Origin of the sequence: Rhodoferax ferrireducens T118 (assembly GCF_000013605.1) — a bacterium.
GTDB lineage: Bacteria > Pseudomonadota > Gammaproteobacteria > Burkholderiales > Burkholderiaceae_C > Rhodoferax > Rhodoferax ferrireducens.
On sequence record NC_007908.1, the window covers coordinates 666,340 to 686,638 of the forward strand.

Consider the following 20,299-nt stretch of genomic DNA (forward strand, 5'->3'; position numbering starts at 1 on the left):
GGGGAGGATTATCCTGCCCCCTGAATAACCTGGCTTAAACGTCTTTTGGCGGGCGCGCAAACTTGAGAATACGCGTGGCCAGCAGGGTCTCGCAAAAAAAGCACAGCAGCGCCGCCAGGAAAAAAAGAACCCCCGACAGAAAACAGAAGGTTGCGACGCGATAAATCTGCAACTCAGTCGTTTCACCGAGAAACAGGACCACGATGGTCAGGCCGATCAAAATGGCGCAGAAGGTCAGCAGCGCAATGCAGGCATTGACCAGCGCGCCGCGTTTGCGCAAGCGTGCCAGCTCGGTGTATTCCGCCGCCATGGGCTTGTCCGCCGGGGCCGCTTCGATCCGATCTTCCAGCAGGCGGGCGCGGTCGATGATGCGCGCCAGCCGCCCCGCCACCGCGCCAATCATGCCGGACACGGCGGTGAGCAGAAAGACCGGGGCGACGGCAAGCTGAATGCCATGCGAGATCGTGGCGAGATCAGTGGTGAAAAACATGGCGCTTCGCTTGGTTAGGCTGGGTTAGGGGCGCTGCCTGGATCGGCTGCAGGCTTGGCCGCAAAACCGCATATTAACCGCGCGCATCGAGGATGGCGCGCGCCACTTCGGCGAAACCGGCGCCGCGTTCACTGCGGGTGATGTAGCGCGGCTGGTGCGTCAGCTCGGATGCAAAGCGCAGGATGTTGGCGACACCGACACTGTGCCTGAAATGCTGAAACATCAATTGGTCATTGGTGGAATCACCCACATACACCCATTGATCCCGTTCGGCATCCAGATCACGCCCGAACAATTCGCGCACGATCCAGCGCGCGCCCTCAAGCTTGTTGTGGCTGCCAAACCAGCCGTTGATGTGGATGCTGCTCACAGAAGCGTTCATGCCGGCGGCCCGCATGATGGCCACCACCCGGGCAATCTGGTCCGGCGGCAGGTGGGCAAATTCGCTGTGGTCAATGGCGATGTCGGTCTCGCGGCCGGGCGAGTCTTGTGACAAGCTGGTGCCGGGTACGTCGTGCAGCACCTGGGTTGCAACTTGCTGCAGACGGGTGAAGTGGCTGGCGCGCGTGGCGTCTGACTCTTGATACAGTTTTGATAGCTGCATGCCTTTATTCCACGGGGGCTGCAGGCTGATTTGGCATAAATTGGCAAAGGCAAAGGCGACCGCGCCGTTTTCTGCCACGATGGCATCCACCGGCCAGGGTGCGATGCCGTGCGCCGGGTCGCCGTTGGCAAACGGCTCGCACCAGCCAATCGGCCGCCCGGTGATGGGGATCACATGCAAGCCGGCCGCTTTCAAGCGGGTCAGCGCCTGCAGCGCATCTGGCGTGATGGCGCCGTCTGTCGTTAGCGTGTCGTCGATGTCGGTGAAGACACCAATGAGCTGGCGGCGGTCTTGTTGGGGCCAGGAAGCAAGCGCCTTCATGGGTTCGATCGTCGCTTGCCCCTGCGTCAAGCCGCGCTTTGCAGCGCCAAGCCGGCGTGCTCGCGCAGCGGGTGAAAGTGGATTTTCGGAAAACGCTCCTGCGCCAGGCGCACGTCGTAGGGGCTGGTGCACAAGTAGGCCAGCGTGTCGGCGGCATCACGCGCCATGCGCTGCGGGTAGGCGTGGACGAATTCTTTCAGCTCTGCCGGTGAGTCAGCGGTGATCCAGCGCGCGCCGGTGTACTGGCTTGCTTCCAGGCGGATGTCGGCATCGTATTCCCCCTTCAGGCGGTGCTGCACCACTTCAAACTGCAATTGGCCGATGGCCCCGAGCAGCATATTGCCGCCCATCTCGGGCCGGAACACCTGAATGGCGCCTTCCTCACCGAGCTGAGCCAGTCCCTGCTGCAATTGTTTGGTGCGCAGCGGGTTTTTCAGCACCACGGTCATGAACATCTCGGGCGCAAAAAACGGCAAACCCGTGAACAGCAGGTTGACAGAGCCATCGGTGATGGTGTCGCCCAGTTGCACGCCGCCGTGCGTGGTAAAGCCCACGATGTCCCCGGCGTAGGCTTCTTCGACCGCCTCGCGGCGTTGGCTCATGAAGGTCACCACGCTGGTGGGGCGCAGTTCCTTGCCGGTGCGCATCACCTTGAGCTTCATGCCCGGCGAGTACTTGCCCGAGGCGATGCGCACAAAGGCGATGCGGTCGCGGTGGTTCGCATCCATATTGGCCTGCACCTTGAATACCACGCCGGAGAACGCATCGTCTTCGGGTTGCACCTGCTTGATGACGGGCTGTTTGTTGACGATGAAGGAGCTGGTGCGCGGACCCGGCGACGGCGCCAGGTCCACCAGGGCGTCCAGCACTTCCATCACGCCAAAGTTGTTCACGCCGGAGCCAAAAAACACCGGGGTTTGTTTTCCGGCCAGAAAGGCTTCGCGGTCAAAGGCGGGCGAGGCTCCGGTGGCCAGTTCCATGCTCTCCAGCGCCGTGTCCCACTCGCTGCCAAAGCGGGCTTTGAGGGCCGCCGGGTCAGACAAGGGCATGGCGTCAAAGTCGTGCGGCAAGCGCTCGCTACCCGATTCGAACACCGTCATGACCTGCGTGCGCAGGTTGATGATGCCGCCAAAGGTCTTGCCCTGGCCCACCGGCCAGGTCATGGGCACGCAGGGCATGCCGAGTTCACGCTCGACTTCGTCCAGAATGTCCAGTGGATCGCGCACCTCGCGGTCCATCTTGTTGATGAAGGTGATGATGGGCGTGTCGCGCTGGCGGCAGACCTCGATCAGGCGGCGGGTTTGCGACTCCACGCCGTTGGCCGCGTCAATCACCATCAGCGCCGAGTCCACGGCGGTCAGCACGCGGTAGGTGTCCTCGGAGAAGTCTTTGTGGCCGGGCGTGTCGAGCAGATTGATGACATGGTCGCGGTAGACCATTTGCATCACGCTGGAGGCCACCGAAATGCCGCGCTGCTTCTCGATTTCCATCCAGTCGCTGGTGGCGTGGCGCGTGGCCTTGCGCGCTTTCACCGAGCCGGCGATCTGGATCGCGCCCGAGAACAGCAACAGCTTTTCGGTCAGCGTGGTCTTGCCCGCGTCGGGGTGGGAAATGATGGCAAAGGTGCGGCGGCGGCGGGTTTCGGCAGTGTAGGACACAAGAATTCCAGAAATGGGTCAGAGCGCGCGCATCCTGCGTCAGAACCCGACGATAGCCCGGTCTGTCATGCGGCGCGGCGCATGCGGGCGAGTGCCCGGATGCGTCTGATTTTACCGGAGGCGGCTGAGGCTAGCCGCCCTCGGCGTGGCGGGCATACATTTTCTGCATGCCGCCGATCCAGCGTTCGTAGTCCTGGCCCTTGTTGCGGAAGTATTGCGCCACCTCGGGGTGCGGCAGCACCAGGAATTTGTCGCTCAACATGGTGCTGATCACGTCGTTCGCCACCTGCTCGGGAGAAATGATGCTGTCGTGCGAGGCCGAGCCGCCGTCGCCAGTGAGCATATCGGTCTGCACCGCCTGCGGGCACAGGCACGACACCCGCACGCCCTTGCGGCCATAGGCAATGCGCAGCCATTCGGCAAAAGCCACCGCAGCGTGTTTGGTCACGGCGTAAGGGGCGGACTCCACAATCGTCAGCAGCCCGGCGGCGGAGGCCGTGACCAGAAAGAAGCCGTCGCCACGCGCCACCATCTCCGGCACCACGGCGCGTGCGGCCCAGACGTGGGCCATGCTGTGGATCTGCCACATCCGGTTCCACAACGCATCGTCCAGGTCCAGGCCGCCCATGTTGCCGAGGATGCCGGCATTGGAGATATAGGCATCGACCTGCCCGTAGTGCTGGCGCGTCGTCGCCACCAGGGCCTGGATGTCGGCCTCCTGGCTGACGTCGCAGCGCACGGCCAGACCCTTGATGTCGCGGGCCACGGCTTGGGCACGCTCGAAGTTGAGGTCGGCCACCACCACGGCGCGTGCACCATCTGCCGCAAAGCGCTGCGCAATCGCACGGCCGATCCCGCTGGCGCCGCCGGTCACGATGGCGACTTTGTTCCTTATGTCCATGAATACCTCCTGTTGGGGAACGCGAGTGTCAGTCCTTGCGCCCCTCTGGTCTGCCACGCAGGCGACACACGGGCCCTTGCCTGTTTTGGTTGGGTGAGCGGGAATGCCAACAAGTCTGGCTTCAATGACTTCTCCGGGGCCAGGACCCGCGATCGTCCAGAAACCGGGGGGCAGACGAATGTCGCGGAATGCTGCGTGAGACGGGATGCTGATAACCAGCTGCATCATCGGAAGGGGGCATCCCTTCAGCCGCTGTTTCGCGGCGCGACATTCGCCTCTGAACGAAGCTGCCCCGATTGCCCTGAGCCGCCGCATCCTTCGATGGGCTTGAGCAGATTCAGATCCTGCGCCGACCAGCTTTAACGCCCGCGAGGACGGCAAGTGCAGCCAGCATGAGCGCGTAGGTGCTTGGTTCTGGAACCGCGGTCAACACCCCAAACAGCCCGTGAGTTTCACCGTCGGGGCCAGCGGTGAAGTACAAGCTCTGGGTGCTTCCGCCAGCAACACCGTTCCCTGGTGCCAGGGCCCACAGTCCATCAATTGTGATCGGCTGATTGCTGGCGTCGAGAAGCTGCCCCAGGTACGCGGTACTCAAGGCATCGAACGCGCTGATTCGGCCGTCGCCGAAGTTGCCCACCAGCAATGCGCCTGCCAAAGAACCGAAGCTGCCCGGCGCGATGGCAAGGCCCCACGGTGCATTCAAGCTGCCTGCGCTGGCAACGCGGCCTAGCAGGTTGCCGTTGAGGTCGAAGCGATTGACCAAGCCAAGCCCTGCGCCTGCGACCTCATCCTGTTGACTGGCGTCCTGTTGGGCATAGGTCACGAACAGGGTGCCGCCGAGGTTCTGCACGTTGAACGGCGCATAGCCGGCCGGAAGGTTGGGGTCGACGAAACTCCCCGGCAGGGTCGGCGCTGCAGCGCTGCCCTTGAATACATCAATGGCGCCACTGCGGAAGTTGGCGGCGTAAAGGTAGTCGTTGCCTGCGGCTGTGCCAAAGGCCGCACCCTTGTAGACGTTCGCTGATGATGCGGGCACGAGAATTTCGGCCGTAGTGCCAAGCGCGCCGCGCCAGCCCGAAACAGTACCGTCCTCACTCACGAAGAGAAACCTGTCCGCGTTGAACCCCGTACCGCCGTTGAAAATCTGGCCCGTGACATTGCCGGCGCCCGGGATCGCAACGACTAACGGGGTTTTCGCCGTGAGCTGGGTCGATGGATTCACCGAGTACAGGGTCGCGGTGCCGGCGCCATTAGAGGAAACCCAAAAAGGACTGCTGGGCGAATAGGAAAGCCCCCAGGCGTTCGTGAGCCCGGGGTCGGTGATCTGCGCTGGATGCGCGGTCTGATCGTCGGTCACAAGGTTGGTGACGGTGTACACGGGGGCCGCCATGGCCACGGAGATACAACTCAAGGCAGCAGAAAAGCCCAGCGCGCGTACTGAACGCACCCAAAAAGACATCGGATTTTTCATGACTATCCTCGCAAATATCTGTACAAATTCGGGCAGAGGAAATTGCTCAGCAATTACCGGGCCAGACTCCCGCGCGAACTCCTTTTCTTATATGCATCAATGAGTTAAGAGAGAAGAAGAAAATTCTGCTGGGCTTGGTCTCGGCAATTTGTAAAGAAGCTCGACGGCCTTCACGGACGCGCTGCGCGCCTGCCCACGATGTTGATCGACTTGTTTTCGATGTCCACGACGACCATGCTTCGTCGGGAGTTTTTACACCTGGATCTCAGGAATTCTGTAATCCTCTGATTTGTATGAGATTTTTTTGGGTGGCTCGTTTGATGCTTTGGCCAAGAGTCCTCGAAAACTCAGCCGACAAGACCGCACTGAAAGGAGCCGATCATGGACTCGAACTGGCGTTTCGCAACACGCGTCTGCACTGTTTCTGCTCTTCTGGGCCTGGTTGGCTGCCTGACGGCTTTTCAGGTTGCTGCAACGCCGTTCATCTTCAACACCGGAAACGTGGACGGGAAAATCGCCACCGCGTCGCGCCCTGCAGATGCAGGAAAGAGCGAAATCGAGTCGGCGGACGATTTCGTCATCACCAGTTCGACCACAATCAACAGCGCCACGTTCACCGGCTTGCTCACCAGCACAGGCGGCCTGACGCCGACGGTAGGTGACGTCAGGGTCGAGATTTACCATGTGTTTCCCAAGGACTCAGCAATACCGCCGTCGGGTAACGTGCCGACGCGGGTCAACTCGCCCTCGGACGTCACCTTTCGCGACTTCGATGCGGTGTTGGGCGGGCTGACCTTCTCGACCTCGGTGCTAAGCAATAGCTTCACCGCCCTGAATTCGGTGATGACCGGTATAAACCCGGCCCCCAATCAGACGAACGGCGGCGAAGGCCCGGTCAATGGACAGGAGGTGACTTTCAGTGTCACGTTCACGACCCCGTTCGATTTGCCCGCGGACCATTACTATTTCGTGCCGCAGGTCCAGGTCACCGATGGCGAATTCCTCTGGTTGTCGGCGGCGAGGCCGATAGGGGCGACCGGCACGCCCTTCAGTCCGGACCTGCAGACGTGGATACGGAATGAAAACCTGGCGCCGGATTGGCTGCGGGTCGGAACGGACATCGTCGGCGGTGACCCGGCGCCCACATTCAACGCGGCGTTCTCACTCAACGGGCGCACGATTCCCGAGCCGGGCACTTTGGTGTTGCTGCTGCTTGGTCTTGCTGGCATCGTTTGGCGTCGGTTTAGCCAGTAGCCGACACGGCAACGACACAAGCTGCGTTTTGGCCGGGGTTGCTTGTGCACCTGGCATTGGATTTGAAGGTGAACTCTCCATCATGCTCACCGGCTCCAGTAGATTAAGTCCGGCCATTGCCCAAAAAATTTGATCATCAACGCCGATGTTCGCGTCGAGCAATCCACACCGTAGACGCCAGAATGACCAAGGCACCCAGTAATGTGGTCTGGTTGGGTACATCGGAAAACACCAACCAACCCATCAACGACGCCCAGATCAAGTCAAGAAAGCGCAAGGACTGTGTGGCCGAGATGTCGGCGACGCGAAACCCGCGTGTGAGACAGTAGTGACCGAGTGAGCCCAATACGCCTGCGGTCACAAATCCCAGCCACTGCCATGCTGTCGGAGACGACCAATTCATCAGACCCAATGGCAGACTCAAGATGGTGACTGATATGGCTTGCCACAGCACGATCACACCCGGTTTTTCGTAACGGGTAAGTGTCTTTGTCATCAAAAAGGAGGCAGAAAATACCGGTGCCGATGCCAGCATGACCAAAGAATACCAGCCACCCTGGCCAGTGAGTCTGGGGGCAACCACCACCAGTACACCTGCAAAGCCGACCATTGCCGCCACCCAGCGATCTGCTCGCATATCCTCGCCCAAGAACCATGCTGCGCCAATCATGATGAAAATCGGGCCCGTAAAGCCAATTGCCGTCATGTCGGCCAGGCCTATATGCGGCAATGCCGTGAACCAGAGCATCAGACCCGCAGTATGAACCGCGCCACGCCCAAACTGGCCGCGCAAGTTAACCGGGCGATAGGCATTCAAGCCTTGACGCCACAGCAGCGGCAACATGGCCACCACGCCAAACAAATAGCGCAAGAACTGCGATTGAAACGGATCCAGAGACAGGGTGATGTTTCGTACGATCGTGTTGAGAAGGGTAAACAGCAGGCCGCTTAACGCCACCCACAGCATGCCACGCCAAACCGCGGGCAGCCGAAATACACGCATTCGGACGTGCCGGTGCGCCAACGCCAATCGGCGCTGCATTGCATTTGACATGGCGACTTTTGGCTTCACCAGCGCTGATCGGGGATTGCATGGGACACCCCAGGAGTTTATGGGCAGCGGGGTGAATGGGCAGTCGCGGACGATACCAGCAGGCCAAGTTGGGCAATGTTGCCCGCACTAACAACTGCCCGGCTACAGCCCTACCGTCAGATGACCCAGGCCCGCAAAGTCGACGCTGACGCGATCATCCGGCTGGATGGGCAGGCAGCCGACCCAGGAGCCTGTGGTCACCACGGTGCCGGCCGCGACCGTGGTCCCATGGCGGGTCAGGTGCTGCAACCAGGCGGGCAGAAGCCAGGCCGGGTCGTTCAGTGAATGACTGCCGGTACAGGTGACCGGCGTCTGGCTGCCGACCTTCACTTGGCAGGTCTGGGCCGACCAATCGCGCGCCGCATAGGGCTGCCAAATACCCAGCATCAGACCGGCATTCGATTGATGGTCCGCCATGCGCAGAAGCTCCGGCGCGGCCAGCCCCTCGGTCCAGCGCGATGCCACCAACTCCACCGCAACGGCCATCGCATCGACCCAGTCCCCGGCGGTCTCAGACTTCATGGCGCGTGCCGCCTCGGGGCTGACATCGCGGCCCAGGCGCAGCGCCACCTCGGCCTCCACGCCCAGCAGCAGCCCAGTCTTGCCCGCTGGGTTGATGGCCGCCGGGTCCAACGGCGCATGGCTGAATGGGCCAGATCGGGTGCTGCCGCCGGACTTCCAGTGCCGCACCAGCGGACCTTCGGCCCAGCCAAGTGCCGTGGCCACGCCGTCCTGAACCGCGTAGGCATCGGCCTCGCTGTGGACCGCGCCGACCCAGTCAGCGGCACATAGTCGCTGCCCGCTCAGGCGGGCTCGGGTGAGGGCCGTGATCAGTGTTTGGGTATCGGGGCGGATGGACATGGCGGTAGCGGGTGGCTTGACCAACCCATTATGCTGGCCCCTGACCGACAACAGTCCAAACTGTTCGCCCCAGACCAGTCAGCCCAGGCTGCAGGTAGAGGGCGGCATTCTGGTCACCATTTCAATGGTCTCGGCACCTGCGTTTTGATCTGCACTGCCGTCCGACAAAGCCAAAATTTCTACAGCGGCAATGAACACCCTCGGTTCTCGCGGGTTAATGGCTTGGCTCCTCGTGGCGTTCAATGTTCAATAGTGTTGCGCAGAAACGCTGGTCGCAGTGGCGTAGCGATTGAGAAATGCCATGACCCGGTCGGGATCGTAATTCTCGTCAGCTTCTTTTTCCGTTTCAGTTTCGAGTCCTTGAACGCCTTGGGCGTGCAGCAATTTTCCGGCTCCGTCCAAGACAAGCAAATACGGGTAACCTCGAATCTTGGGCCACCTGGAGAGTACGGCCGTGTTCTTGTTTTCGGGTGAATAGTTCACTTTGACCCACACGTAGTGACTGTCAATCAACGCCCTGATTTGCGGTTGTGAAGCAATAAGTCGATCAAGCATGCGGCACCACGCGCACCACTCCCCACCGACGTCGACCAATACGCGCCTGCCAGTGGCCTTTGCCAAGCTTTGGGCCGTCGCCACATCTTTGGCCGCATCCCGATGGGGGTCAAATTTGGTGGGGAGATCTTGCGCCACCACAAGCGAGGACAGCAGAGTCAACAGAAGACCAGTCAGAACGCGGGATAGGGTATTCATCAAGGGCACAGCGGAGTGTGAAGGCAGAATTGTCGGTCGCTTTTCAAGTCTTCGGCGCATGCCACGTGCGCCGGAGTTGATCTGTCACAACTAACATCCACCTGAATAGGAAGGCTCGCCGCATGGATGTCTTTCCTTCGCGGCGGTGCCTGGGTTCGGTCACATGGGCTTGGAGCGCCAGCATACAGGCCTTGGCGCATCGCCATGCAGCGATGCGGCCCGTAGCTCCGTATAATCGCCCTTTTCCGAGGAGCGTTGCAGCTCGATATCCTGGCCAGAAACCGGCAGGGGACGCGAGTGAGGCTCGGAGCACGCGGCCCTGATGGGGCTGCGACAGTCAACGGCGCTCACCCACTGGTCTGTGCGGTGAGCCTGTTTTTGGGGTTCGCGCGTGGCACAGTGGCATTCAACAATGTATGGAGCCATCTCATGAGTGCTGTTCTCAAACCCGCTGTTCTCAAGCCCAATGTCGATTACGTCATCGCCGATTTATCCCTGGCCGCCTGGGGCCGCAAAGAGTTGAACATTGCCCAGACCGAAATGCCCGGCCTGATGGCAATTCGCGAAGAATTTTCCAAGTCGCAGCCCTTGAAGGGCGCGCGCATCACCGGCTCGCTGCACATGACGATCCAGACCGCCGTGCTGATCGAAACCCTGCAAGCCCTGGGCGCGCAGGTGCGCTGGGCCTCGTGCAATATTTTTTCGACCCAAGACCATGCAGCGGCAGCGATTGCGGCCACGGGCACACCGGTGTTTGCAATCAAGGGCGAATCGCTGGCCGACTACTGGGACTACACGCACCGTATTTTTGAATTCGGTGGCAAGAAGGGCTCCGCGCTTGAGGGCCCGAACATGATTCTGGACGACGGCGGCGACGCCACGCTGCTGATGCACCTGGGTGCGCGTGCCGAGAAAGACATCAAGCTGCTGGCCAAACCCGGCAGCGAAGAAGAGGTCTGTTTATTTGCTGCCATCAAGGCCAAGCTCAAGGTCGACGCGACCTGGTACAGCCGCCGCCTGAAAAACATCGTTGGCGTGACCGAAGAGACCACCACCGGCGTGCACCGCCTCAACGACATGTCCGCCAAGGGCGAGTTGATGCTGCGCGCGATCAATGTCAACGACTCGGTCACCAAGAGCAAGTTTGACAACCTGTACGGTTGCCGCGAGTCGCTGGTGGATGGCATCAAGCGCGCCACCGACGTCATGATCGCCGGCAAAGTGGCATTGATCGCCGGCTATGGCGACGTCGGCAAGGGTTGTGCCCAGGCGATGCGCGCACTCTCGGCCCAAGTGTGGGTGACCGAGGTGGACCCGATCAACGCCTTGCAGGCGGCGATGGAAGGCTTCAAGGTCGTGACGATGGAGTACGCCGCTGACAAATGCGATATTTTTGTCACCTGCACCGGCAACCTGAACGTCATCACCTACAAGCACATGGCGGCCATGAAAGACCAGACCATCGTCTGCAACATCGGTCACTTTGACAATGAGATTGATGTGGCCTCGCTGGACAAGTGCAAGTGGGAAGAGATCAAGCCGCAGGTCGACCATGTGATCTTCCCGGCCAAGGGCAAGACACCGTCCAAGCGCATCATCCTGCTGGCCAAAGGCCGTCTGGTGAACCTGGGTTGCGGCACCGGTCACCCCAGCTTTGTGATGAGCTCCAGCTTTGCCAACCAGACCATCGCGCAGATCGAGTTGTTCACCAAGCCCAAGCAATACAAGGTCGGCAAGGTCTATGTGTTGCCCAAGCATCTGGACGAAAAAGTGGCGCGCCTGCACCTGGGCAAAGTCGGCGCCATGCTGTCTGAACTGACGGACGAACAAGCCGCCTATATTGGTGTCAGCAAAGCGGGCCCTTACAAGGCTGACAGCTACCGCTACTAAAGAACCGACCTCCTGACTGAATGACCACGACACATCATGCGTGCTGACCAATTACTCGTACAACGGCAACTTGCCAGCACCCGCTCGCAGGCCCAGCGCCTGATTGCCGATGGCGTGCAGTGGCTCAAGGGAACGGAGTGGAAGACTGTGACCAAAAACGGTGACGAAATTCCGCTGGAGGCTGAACTCAAGCTGCTCAACGACGCCGAGGCGCGCTACGTGTCGCGTGGCGGCCTCAAGCTGGAGGCCGCGCTCAAGCAGGTCGGCTTGTCCGTGACCGGACTGGCCTGCCTCGATGTGGGCCAGTCGACCGGCGGCTTTACCGACTGCTTGCTGCAGCACGGCGCCGCCTCGGTGGTCGGGGTGGACGTGGGCAGCGCCCAGTTGCACCCCAGCCTGCGCGAAGACCCGCGTGTGCTGTGTATTGAAAAGGTCAATGCGCGCGCCCTGGTCGCTGCAGATTTAATAGCTGCTTATGAAGAAAGCACGGGGGCTGGAGGCCAATTTGATGTAGAAGAAGGTGATGCGGACCTGGTTGAGTTTGCGCCCGAATTCGACCTGATCGTGGCCGATCTGTCGTTCATCTCGCAAACCCTGGTACTGCCCGCCGTGGTGCCGCTGCTTAAATGCGGTGGCACGCTGTTGACGCTGGTCAAGCCCCAGTTTGAATTGCAACCTGGCCAGGTTGGCAAAGGTGGCATCGTGAAGGATGCCGCGATGTACTGGCTGGTAGAGCAACGTCTGCGCGAAGCCTGCGCCGCACTGGGTCTGACCGTGACGGCGTGGTTTGATTCGCCGATTGCCGGTGGCGACGGCAACCGTGAATTTTTTATCGCCGCAGCCAGGCTGAAACTTTAGAAAGTCCGTCATGACCGCGACCCCTCAAATCCCCTTGAGCTTTGAGTTCTTCCCGCCCAAAACCCCCGAAGGGGTGGAAAAGCTGCGCCTGGTGCGCCAGCAGTTGTATGCCCTGAAGCCTGAGTTTTGCTCGGTGACGTTTGGCGCTGGGGGCTCCACCCAGGAGGGCACGTTCAGCACGGTGCGCGACATTCTGACCGAGGGCATTGGCGCGGCCTCTCACATTTCATGCATTGGTGCGACCCACGCCAAGGTGCGTGAACAGCTGGCCATTCTTAAAGCCATGGGCGTCAAGCGCCTGGTCGCCCTGCGCGGCGATTTGCCCAGCGGTTTTGGCGTCGGTGGCGAGTTTCATTACGCCAGCGACCTGGTGGCGTTTGTGCGGGCTGAAACGGGGGACTATTTTCATATCGAGGTGGCGGCTTACCCGGAAGTGCATCCGCAGGCCAGGTCGCCAGAAGCTGACCTGCAGGCTTTTGCCACCAAAGTCAAAGCCGGTGCCAACTCCGCCATCACCCAGTATTTCTACAACGCCGACGCCTACTTCCGCTTTGTCGAAGAGGCGGATGCGCTGGGCCTGAGCTTGCCCATCGTACCCGGCATCATGCCGATTGCCAGTTCCACGCAGCTGATGCGTTTCAGCGATGCCTGCGGCGCCGAGATTCCGCGCTGGATTCGCTTGCGTCTGCAGGGTTTTGGCGACGACGCCGTGTCCATCAAGGCTTTTGGGCTCGACGTGGTGACCGACCTGTGCGAGCAACTGCGCGCCGGCGGTGCGCCCGGCCTGCACTTTTACAGCATGAACCAGAGCGCCGCCACGCTGGAAGTCTGCAACAGGCTGGGCCAGGGACCGGCTGATTGAGCGATTGACTGACTGGTGCTGGATTGGCGCCGATGTCCGCCGTGTTCGTGGCAGTTGGGCAAGCGCCAATGACGTGTCGGATTAGTTTACAGATCCGCGCGAGGCCGAGTCAGAAGGGGGACACCTGGAATTCATCATTTTTGCAAGTCATTGATTTGTAACAATTAATTTACAAGTGGTTTTTTTGGGCACAGTTCTTGCGGTTTCATGAACTGAGAGGCTTGTCTTGGCCTGTGGTGGGTTTTGACTGTTTTTCGCGTTGCGTGAGTCAATGATGTTGTTCAAGCATGAAACACCTAAGAATCCAAAATAAAAAACCACCCTTGATGCATGGGCGACGTGCAGTCCGATTCGAGACCGCGTTGCCAGTCGAAATCGGTAATGTTCATGGCCTGGCCCGCAATATCAGCGCAACTGGCATTTATTTTGAAATTGACACTGCGCCAGCGCTGGGTTCGCACGTGTACTTTGCTGTTGAGCTGACGGTGCGCGGCGAGAAATTGAAATTGGTGTGCGACGGCCAGGTGCTTCGGGTCGATCAGAAAGATGGTGTGCATGGGATTGCCGCGAAATTTGCTGATTCTTTTTTTTCGAATCCAGCAGAAATCGTTGATGCCGACGCAGGCTGGCTGACACGCACCCATTAAGATGCGGCCCATGGCAACTTCTGATCGTGCATCAACTTCATGAAAATACTTTTGACGGGGGCGGCGGGCTTCATTGGCATGACGACCGCACTGCGTTTGTTGGCGCGCGGCGATGAAGTGCTGGGGCTGGACAACCTCAATGACTATTACGATGTCACTCTGAAAGAAAATCGCCTCAAGCGCTTGAGCCCGCACGCGGGTTTTCGCTTCGTCAAAATGGACGTGGCTGATCGGCAGGGCATGGCGCAGCTTTTTGCCGATGAAAAATTTGACCGCGTCATTCACTTGGCGGCCCAGGCCGGTGTGCGCTACTCGCTGCAAAATCCGCATGCCTATATCGACAGCAACATTGTCGGGTTTATGAATGTTCTGGAGGCTTGCCGCCACACACAAGTGCAGCACCTGGTCTACGCGTCAAGCTCCAGCGTTTACGGTGGCAACACCAACATGCCGTTTTCCGAGCATGACAGTGTGGATCACCCGGTCAGTCTTTACGCTGCCACCAAGAAAGCCAATGAACTGATGGCGCACACCTACAGTCATTTGTATGGTCTGCCCACCACCGGCCTGCGCTTCTTCACGGTGTACGGGCCGTGGGGTCGGCCTGACATGGCCTTGTTCCTGTTCACCAAGGCGATCCTGGAGGGACGCCCCATCGACGTTTTCAACTATGGCCAGATGCAGCGTGATTTCACCTTTGTCGACGATATCGTCGAAGGTGTCGTTCGGGTACTGGATCGTGTGGCCTGCCCCAATCCGGTGTACGACCCGGCGCGGGCTGACCCGGCGACAAGCAACGCGCCCTACCGGGTGTTCAATATTGGCAATAACAAGCCCGTGCCCTTGCTCGATTTCATCGCCTGTATCGAGGAAGCTTTGGGCCGCAAGGCGGAGAAAAATCTATTGCCGTTGCAGGATGGTGATGTGCCCGCCACCTATGCCAATACCGATGCCTTGAACGATTGGGTGGGTTTTGTACCCGGCACCCCGATTGAGCAGGGAATTGCCCGTTTTGTGGCTTGGTATCGCGACTATTACCAGGTGTAGTTGGCTGCGCAGTGGCAATGATATGTTTTGGCCACTAGCCCGCCGGGGGTACTGCGGCATCAATTTTTGAAGGTTTCTGGAGCAAGCGCCGGATCAAGCCCCTGGCGCCAGCCTCGCACAACGCCAGCACCTGCTCAAACCCTTCCTGGTTGCCGTAATACGGATCGGGAACTTCCGTCTCACTGATTTCTTCGGCAAAGTCCAGCAGCAGGTGCAATTTGTGTCCCTGTTCGGCTGGGCACAGTCGGTGTAGTTCAGTCAAATTACTGCTGTCCATCGCCAGAATCAGGTCAAAGGACTGGAAGTCCTGTTCTGTAATTCTGCGAGAACGAACGCGGCCCATCTCGTAGCCGTGACGCGTCAGCGTCAGCGCAGCTCTGGGGTCGAGCCGTTCGCCCAGGTGGTGCGCGTGGGTGCCCGCACAAGCCACTTCAAATGGCTGCGCAAGCCCGGTCTCAAGCGCCAGTTTGCGAATCACGGCCTGCGCCATCGGAGAGCGGCAGGTATTGCCCATACACACCATCAGCAGCTTGGTCATAGAAGCGCATTTTATGGGTGCGGAACCCCTAAAAAAGCAGAAATTTTTTAGTCTTTGGATCATTGAGCAATGTGCAGTGTTTCTTGAGAAATATCAATTTAGGAAGTGCCGATCAGCGCAGACTTCAAAGCGTGATTCGGCGGGTGGCGCCATAAGCCGGAACGGCAACTGTGTTCCAGCCTCCGAGCCCATCGAACGCCTTCAACCTGTACAGGGGATACGCTTTGAAAAGTTTATATTGCATTACTAAAGTTGCGATCCGTTGGGTCGTTTTGGGTCTGATTACCGTCATGGTGGCCGCTTGCGCCAGCTCTTCAGCCTACCCGCCTGCGCCAATGGGTGCAGCCACAACAGATTACAACTATGTGGTGGGTGCTGGCGACACGCTCAACATCATCGTCTGGCGCAATCCTGAGCTTTCCATGTCGGTGCCGGTTCGTCCGGATGGCAAGGTGTCAACACCACTGGTGGATGAGTTGGTGGCCCAGGGCAAGACTTCGGTCGAGATTGCTCGTGATGTGGAGAAGGCCTTGAGCAAGTTGGTGCGTGACCCGGTCGTGACGATCATTGTGACCAGCTTTGTCGGACCCTACAGCGAGCAAATTCGGGTTGTTGGCGAGGCCGCCCGACCTCAGGCCCTGCCGTACAAACAAAAAATGACGGTGCTCGATGTGATGATTGCCGTGGGTGGCCTGACCGATTTTGCCGATGGCAACGCGGCTTCCATCACACGTGCTTCAGAGGGCGACAAGCGCTATTCGGTGCGACTCAAAGACCTGGTCAAGCGCGGCGATATCTCTGCCAATGTCGAGATGAAACCTGGCGATGTTCTGATTATTCCGCAAGGCTGGTTTTAAAGCCGTCTCTTCCTGGCTACCGGTTTGTGTCGCGTGACGACGGCTTGGTAGCGTTTCAACCCTGACCACAAAGATTAAATCCGATGGATGAGCTCATTAGCCAATTAGCCACCGCTGCCCGAGGCATGTGGAAGCATCGCTGGTTGGGCCTGTTGGTGGCCTGGGCGGTTACCGCAATCGGCTTGTTCGTGGTGCTTTCGGTTCCCGACAAGTACGAAGCAACCGCCCGTATTTTTGTGGACACACAGTCGATTTTGAAGCCATTGATGTCGGGCTTGGCGGTGCAGCCCAATGTCGATCAGCAGGTGGGGATGTTGAGTCGCACGCTGATCAGTCGCCCCAATGTTGAAAAACTTGTTCGCATGGCCGACCTTGACCTGAAAACCCAATCCAAGAGCGAACACGAGGCCTTGATTGATCGTTTGATGAAAACGCTTGAAATCAAGAATGTGGGCCGGGACAACCTTTACGTGCTGTCCTACCGCGACACGAGCCCTGACAAGGCCAAGCGGGTGGTTCAGTCCCTGGTGTCAATTTTTGTTGAGTCCAGTCTGGGCGATAGCCGCAAAGACTCCAAGACCGCGCGCAGATTTATTGACGAGCAGATTCAGACCTATGTGACGAAGCTTGAGGAAGCAGAGGCACGGCTGAAGCAATTCAGGCTTCGCAACATCGAGCTTCAGAATGCGGACGGGAAAGACATGGCCGGACAGATTGGTGCTGTCAGCAGCCAACTGAGTCAAGCCCGTCTGGACTTGCGCGAGGCAGAGAACGCGCGGGATTCGGCAAAACGTCAGCTCGATGCCGAAAAAGATCAGAACGCCAACATCACCTCTCGCAGTCTGCTCCAGGAGTCTGCCATGCAGAGTTCAACGCCCGAGATTGATGCGCGTATTGACGCCCAAAAGCGGCAGCTTGATGGGCTGCTGCAGCGTTTTACCGAGCAACATCCCGATGTGGTTGGAACCCGGCGACTGATCCAGGAACTTGAGAGCACCAAAGCCAAGGAATTGCAGGAACTGCGCAAGACTGCGCTGGCGAATCCGGCAGCAGCGTCTGCCAACAGCATGGCTTACCAGGAGCTCCACCGCCTGCTGGCCTCCTCCGAGGTGCAGGTGGCTGCGTTGCGGGCCAGGGTGGGCGAGTACGAGACCCGTTACGCACGGGCGCGCGAGTTGATGAAAACCGCCCCTCAAATTGAAGCAGAACTTGCGCAATTGAATCGGGACTACGACATCAACAAGAAGAACTACAACGACCTGGTTTCCAGACGAGAGTCAGCCGCCATGTCCGGCGACCTGGACAGTGCAGCAGGCATGGCCGATTTTCGTTTGATTGATCCGCCGCGTGCATCCCCCCAACCGGTGGCGCCCAACCGTCTGTTGCTGATGCCGCTTGCCCTGTTGGCCGGCTTGGGTGTCGGACTGGTCGCGGCCTTTGCTGCCAGTCAATTGCGTGCTGTTTTTCACGATGGACGCTCCCTGAAAGAGACCCTTGGGTTGCCACTGCTGGGTGTGGTGACCTTGGTGCTGGACGATGGGGCGGTACTGAGAGAGAAATTGGAATTGAAAAAGTTTTGGGCCGCGTCTGGTGGCTTGATTGGCGTTTTTTTAACCGGGATGATCATTTTTTCCGTGATGTCCGGACGGCTAGGATGAACCAACTATGAGTAGCCTAATCGAGCAGGCGGCAGTGCGCCTGGAGCAACTTCGTCAAGCCGGTGCCGAGATGCCCGTCGTGACACCCGTGGCTCACGCATCTGACGAAAATTGGAAACCGGTGACCGAGACCGCCCGAGTTGCAGAGGCCGCAACGGCGCCTGGTGTTCACTCAGGCGCAACGTCACGACGCATTGAAATTGATCTGGAGGCACTCGCAAAAGCTGGCATTGTCAGCCCGAATGCACCACGCTCCCAGATCGCGGATCAATACCGGGTCGTCAAGCGGCCCCTGATCAGCAACGCCATGGGCAAAGGGGCCTCGACTGTCACGAGCGGCAACCTGATCATGGTGACCAGTGCACTCCCAGGCGAAGGCAAGACTTTTACCGCCATCAATTTGGCGATGAGCATGGCCACTGAACTTGATTACACGGTCATGTTGGTGGATGCCGACGTCTTGCGCCCCTCGGTGATGGCTGTGATGGGCTTGGATGAAGGCGCCGGTCTGCTCGATCTGGTGCTCGACGAATCGAAGGACTTGTCCAGCGTGTTGCTGAAAACGAATATTGACAAGCTGTCCTTGCTGCCCAGCGGCACGCCGCATCCGCGCGCGACCGAATTGCTGGCCAGTGACGCGATGACTCGATTGCTCACGGATTTGGCCACCCGCTATGCAGATCGGATCATTATTTTTGATTCTCCGCCGCTGCTTCTTGCCACCGAGGCGCGTGTGCTGGCCTCCCACATGGGTCAGGTGGTGGTGGTGGTTCAGGCGGAAAAGACTTTGAAGTCAGATGTTGTGCAGGCGCTTGCCACGATTGAGGCCTGCCCGGTCAAGCTGATGTTGTTGAATCAGGCGAAAACCGCTTCAAAAGGGGGATACGGCTACGGCTATGGCTACGGTTATGGGTATGGCTACGGCCACGGCTATGAGCAGGCGCGGTCGGGCTTGTCTTCCTTGTCCACGCAGCCATGATGCGTAGCCCCCTCGCACTGAGAAGGTTGCGGTTTCGGGTTGCTGGCGCCCCAACGGCTGGACTGCTCATGATGGCGTCGGTGGGTGCCTATGCGCAGGCAACAGTTGAGGACGCAGGGTCACGACGCCTGGTATCCGTTGTGCCGCGCATCTCGATCTCCGAAGTCCTGACGAACAACGTGGGTCTGAGTTCAACCAACCCCCAGGCAGATCAAATTACCCAGATCAGCCCAGGCATTCTCGTCAATGTAGCGGGCGCTCGAGTTCATGCATATTTTGACTACTCACGCAATGAATTGTTCTACGCGCAAGATTCATCGTCCCAAAAATCGCAAAACGCCCTCAACACATTTGGCACGCTGGAGGTGATTGACAACTGGGCTTTTCTGGATTTCAGCGGCAACATTTCACAACAGTCGATTTCGGCGTTTGGCGCGCAGTCCGTTGACAACACGTCTATCAATCCCAATCGGACCGAGGTTTCAACGTATCGTCTCTCACCCTATGTGCGTGGCCTCCTGGGGAGTGTTGCCAACTACGAGGCGCGTTACAGCCGGACCGTTACCAGCAGCGATGCGGCCATTGGCCGTGGTGTGACAACGGTCGATGCTGTCGCCAAAGTGGGTGCAGACCGGGCCTTCGGCAATCTTGGCTGGTCGGCTGATGCCAGTCAGCAAACTGCTGATTACAGCGCCGGTCGCCCAACCGAATCCGAGCGACTGAACCTTGGCTTGTCGTATGCTGTCACGCCTCAGCTCAGCGTGTCGGCCAGGGCTGGGCGCGAGACCAATAACTACACCAGTCTTGACAAGCAAAATTACGACACCAGCGGTGTCGGAGTGAACTGGGCGCCATCGGAGAGGAGCAAGTTGTCAGCGTCGCTGGATCATCGCCCGTTCGGCGATGCGCACAGCGTCAGCTTTGAGCACCGAACGGCCCGCACTGCCTGGAGATTTTCTGACTCAAAAGATGTTTCAACCACGCCCGGACAAACCGGTCTCTCCAGCCTGGGTTCCGTCTACGATCTCTTGTTCAGCCAGTTCGCCTCCCTGGAGCCTGACGAGACCAAACGCGCCCAGTTGATCAATGCCTATTTGCAGACCAACGGCATCAGCCCCAATACCCCGGTCATCAGCAGCTTTTTGACCTCGTCCGTGTCCTTGCAACGGCGGCAGGACCTGTCGTTTGTATTGTTAGGGGTGCGTGACACCGTGACTTTTGCTGTCACCCGAAGCGAGAACCGTCGGCTTGACACGGTGACGACCGGTGTTGACGATTTCACGACTGCTCCCCTGGTTCACCAACGCGGTTTCAGTTTCAATTATGCGCATCGCCTGACGCCCGGCTATTCGTTGGGTGTTCTGGCATCACAGCAAGATACCACCGGGGAATTGAGCCTTCAGGATTCACGCTTGCGCTTGCTGAGTATTCAACTCACGGGCAAAGTTGGGAAAAACGCCGCGGCGTCTGTCGGTGTTCGGCGTGTCGTTTACAGCAGCTTCACTGCGCCATATGGCGAAACCGCCATTACCGTTAGTTTGAACGTGCAGTTCTGAT

Annotated in this window: 19 protein-coding genes and 1 riboswitch; of the genes, 10 read left to right on the forward strand and 9 right to left on the reverse strand. The window is 59.1% G+C overall.

The window, feature by feature from the left end; genetic code table 11:
- Positions 1-34: 34 nt before the first annotated feature.
- The 5 genes from RFER_RS03205 to RFER_RS03225 all read right to left on the reverse strand — a co-directional run bounded on the left by RFER_RS03205 (position 35) and on the right by RFER_RS03225 (position 5,445).
- Positions 35-490, reverse strand: a complete 456-nt coding sequence (locus RFER_RS03205) for a DUF2721 domain-containing protein (protein ID WP_011462967.1) — start codon at positions 488-490, stop codon at positions 35-37.
- Between the two features lie 73 nt (positions 491-563).
- The gene (locus tag RFER_RS03210) at positions 564-1,415 is read right to left on the reverse strand and encodes an HAD-IIB family hydrolase (RefSeq protein WP_011462968.1); all 852 of its coding nucleotides are present in this window, start codon (positions 1,413-1,415) and stop codon (positions 564-566) included.
- Positions 1,416-1,441: 26 nt separating this feature from the next.
- Positions 1,442-3,073, reverse strand: a complete 1,632-nt coding sequence (locus tag RFER_RS03215) for a peptide chain release factor 3 (protein ID WP_011462969.1) — start codon at positions 3,071-3,073, stop codon at positions 1,442-1,444.
- Between the two features lie 130 nt (positions 3,074-3,203).
- Entirely contained in the window at positions 3,204-3,974 is a 771-nt protein-coding gene (locus tag RFER_RS03220; RefSeq protein ID WP_011462970.1) for an SDR family oxidoreductase, read from the reverse strand.
- A 337-nt stretch (positions 3,975-4,311) separates the two neighbouring features.
- Entirely contained in the window at positions 4,312-5,445 is a 1,134-nt protein-coding gene (locus RFER_RS03225; protein ID WP_011462971.1) for a TIGR03118 family protein, read from the reverse strand.
- 381 nt (positions 5,446-5,826) lie between these two features.
- On the opposite strand from RFER_RS03225, the gene RFER_RS03230 reads away from it, so the two are divergent.
- Entirely contained in the window at positions 5,827-6,699 is an 873-nt protein-coding gene (locus tag RFER_RS03230) for a PEP-CTERM sorting domain-containing protein (protein WP_011462972.1), read from the forward strand.
- Between the two features lie 136 nt (positions 6,700-6,835).
- Here the strand turns inward: RFER_RS03230 and RFER_RS03235 are convergent, their stop codons facing one another.
- From RFER_RS03235 to RFER_RS03245, 3 genes are all read right to left on the reverse strand, one after another.
- A complete protein-coding gene (locus RFER_RS03235) occupies positions 6,836-7,753 on the reverse strand; it encodes a DMT family transporter (RefSeq protein WP_011462973.1) in 918 nt (305 codons plus the stop codon).
- 141 nt (positions 7,754-7,894) lie between these two features.
- Positions 7,895-8,653, reverse strand: coding sequence for a fumarylacetoacetate hydrolase family protein (locus RFER_RS03240; protein ID WP_011462974.1), 759 nt, complete (start codon positions 8,651-8,653; stop codon positions 7,895-7,897).
- A gap of 246 nt (positions 8,654-8,899) precedes the next feature.
- On the reverse strand, positions 8,900-9,406 hold the full coding sequence (locus tag RFER_RS03245) for a thioredoxin family protein (protein ID WP_041790088.1): 507 nt from the start codon (positions 9,404-9,406) through the stop codon (positions 8,900-8,902).
- A 241-nt stretch (positions 9,407-9,647) separates the two neighbouring features.
- Positions 9,648-9,762, forward strand: a riboswitch (S-adenosyl-L-homocysteine riboswitch).
- A 73-nt stretch (positions 9,763-9,835) separates the two neighbouring features.
- Here RFER_RS03245 and ahcY point away from each other — a divergent pair.
- The 5 genes from ahcY (at position 9,836) to RFER_RS03270 (ending at position 14,710) form a co-directional block, all read left to right on the forward strand.
- Positions 9,836-11,296 carry an adenosylhomocysteinase gene (gene ahcY / locus RFER_RS03250; RefSeq protein WP_011462976.1) on the forward strand — a complete coding sequence of 487 codons (1,461 nt, stop codon included), beginning with the start codon at positions 9,836-9,838 and terminating at the stop codon, positions 11,294-11,296.
- 36 nt (positions 11,297-11,332) lie between these two features.
- Positions 11,333-12,154, forward strand: coding sequence for a TlyA family RNA methyltransferase (locus tag RFER_RS03255; RefSeq protein WP_011462977.1), 822 nt, complete (start codon positions 11,333-11,335; stop codon positions 12,152-12,154).
- A gap of 10 nt (positions 12,155-12,164) precedes the next feature.
- Complete coding sequence (metF, locus tag RFER_RS03260) at positions 12,165-13,016, forward strand: methylenetetrahydrofolate reductase [NAD(P)H] (protein WP_011462978.1); 852 nt, start codon at positions 12,165-12,167, stop codon at positions 13,014-13,016.
- Between the two features lie 287 nt (positions 13,017-13,303).
- The gene (locus tag RFER_RS23285; protein WP_084795423.1) at positions 13,304-13,663 is read left to right on the forward strand and encodes a PilZ domain-containing protein; all 360 of its coding nucleotides are present in this window, start codon (positions 13,304-13,306) and stop codon (positions 13,661-13,663) included.
- Positions 13,664-13,702: 39 nt separating this feature from the next.
- A complete protein-coding gene (locus tag RFER_RS03270; protein WP_011462980.1) occupies positions 13,703-14,710 on the forward strand; it encodes an NAD-dependent epimerase in 1,008 nt (335 codons plus the stop codon).
- Positions 14,711-14,744: 34 nt separating this feature from the next.
- Here RFER_RS03270 and RFER_RS03275 read toward each other — a convergent pair whose 3' ends face one another.
- Entirely contained in the window at positions 14,745-15,248 is a 504-nt protein-coding gene (locus tag RFER_RS03275) for a low molecular weight protein-tyrosine-phosphatase (RefSeq protein ID WP_041790090.1), read from the reverse strand.
- A 290-nt stretch (positions 15,249-15,538) separates the two neighbouring features.
- Here RFER_RS03275 and RFER_RS03280 point away from each other — a divergent pair, with 290 nt between their 5' ends.
- The 4 genes from RFER_RS03280 (at position 15,539) to RFER_RS03295 (ending at position 20,298) form a co-directional block, all read left to right on the forward strand.
- Entirely contained in the window at positions 15,539-16,105 is a 567-nt protein-coding gene (locus RFER_RS03280) for an XrtA/PEP-CTERM system exopolysaccharide export protein (protein WP_011462982.1), read from the forward strand.
- 83 nt (positions 16,106-16,188) lie between these two features.
- Positions 16,189-17,763, forward strand: a complete 1,575-nt coding sequence (locus tag RFER_RS03285; protein WP_011462983.1) for an XrtA system polysaccharide chain length determinant — start codon at positions 16,189-16,191, stop codon at positions 17,761-17,763.
- A 7-nt stretch (positions 17,764-17,770) separates the two neighbouring features.
- Positions 17,771-18,742, forward strand: coding sequence for an XrtA-associated tyrosine autokinase (locus RFER_RS03290; RefSeq protein WP_011462984.1), 972 nt, complete (start codon positions 17,771-17,773; stop codon positions 18,740-18,742).
- A gap of 68 nt (positions 18,743-18,810) precedes the next feature.
- A complete protein-coding gene (locus tag RFER_RS03295) occupies positions 18,811-20,298 on the forward strand; it encodes a TIGR03016 family PEP-CTERM system-associated outer membrane protein (RefSeq protein ID WP_041790094.1) in 1,488 nt (495 codons plus the stop codon).
- The last annotated feature ends 1 nt before the right edge of the window (position 20,299 follow it).

Excerpts from the sequence above, each read along its gene's own strand:
- RFER_RS03255 (WP_011462977.1), top strand. The coding sequence starts at position 11,333 with ATGCGTGCTGACCAATTACTCGTACAACGGCAACTTGCCAGCACCCGC.
- RFER_RS03225 (WP_011462971.1), bottom strand. The coding sequence starts at position 5,445 with ATGAAAAATCCGATGTCTTTTTGGGTGCGTTCAGTACGCGCGCTGGGC.
- RFER_RS03235 (WP_011462973.1), bottom strand. The coding sequence starts at position 7,753 with ATGTCAAATGCAATGCAGCGCCGATTGGCGTTGGCGCACCGGCACGTC.
- RFER_RS03275 (WP_041790090.1), bottom strand. The coding sequence starts at position 15,248 with ATGACCAAGCTGCTGATGGTGTGTATGGGCAATACCTGCCGCTCTCCG.
- RFER_RS03290 (WP_011462984.1), top strand. The coding sequence starts at position 17,771 with ATGAGTAGCCTAATCGAGCAGGCGGCAGTGCGCCTGGAGCAACTTCGT.
- RFER_RS03295 (WP_041790094.1), top strand. The coding sequence starts at position 18,811 with ATGATGGCGTCGGTGGGTGCCTATGCGCAGGCAACAGTTGAGGACGCA.
- RFER_RS03245 (WP_041790088.1), bottom strand. The coding sequence starts at position 9,406 with ATGAATACCCTATCCCGCGTTCTGACTGGTCTTCTGTTGACTCTGCTG.
- RFER_RS03205 (WP_011462967.1), bottom strand. The coding sequence starts at position 490 with ATGTTTTTCACCACTGATCTCGCCACGATCTCGCATGGCATTCAGCTT.
- RFER_RS03270 (WP_011462980.1), top strand. The coding sequence starts at position 13,703 with ATGAAAATACTTTTGACGGGGGCGGCGGGCTTCATTGGCATGACGACC.
- RFER_RS03280 (WP_011462982.1), top strand. The coding sequence starts at position 15,539 with ATGGTGGCCGCTTGCGCCAGCTCTTCAGCCTACCCGCCTGCGCCAATG.
- RFER_RS23285 (WP_084795423.1), top strand. The coding sequence starts at position 13,304 with ATGAAACACCTAAGAATCCAAAATAAAAAACCACCCTTGATGCATGGG.
- ahcY (WP_011462976.1), top strand. The coding sequence starts at position 9,836 with ATGAGTGCTGTTCTCAAACCCGCTGTTCTCAAGCCCAATGTCGATTAC.
- RFER_RS03285 (WP_011462983.1), top strand. The coding sequence starts at position 16,189 with ATGGATGAGCTCATTAGCCAATTAGCCACCGCTGCCCGAGGCATGTGG.
- metF (WP_011462978.1), top strand. The coding sequence starts at position 12,165 with ATGACCGCGACCCCTCAAATCCCCTTGAGCTTTGAGTTCTTCCCGCCC.
- RFER_RS03210 (WP_011462968.1), bottom strand. The coding sequence starts at position 1,415 with ATGAAGGCGCTTGCTTCCTGGCCCCAACAAGACCGCCGCCAGCTCATT.
- RFER_RS03240 (WP_011462974.1), bottom strand. The coding sequence starts at position 8,653 with ATGTCCATCCGCCCCGATACCCAAACACTGATCACGGCCCTCACCCGA.
- RFER_RS03220 (WP_011462970.1), bottom strand. The coding sequence starts at position 3,974 with ATGGACATAAGGAACAAAGTCGCCATCGTGACCGGCGGCGCCAGCGGG.
- RFER_RS03230 (WP_011462972.1), top strand. The coding sequence starts at position 5,827 with ATGGACTCGAACTGGCGTTTCGCAACACGCGTCTGCACTGTTTCTGCT.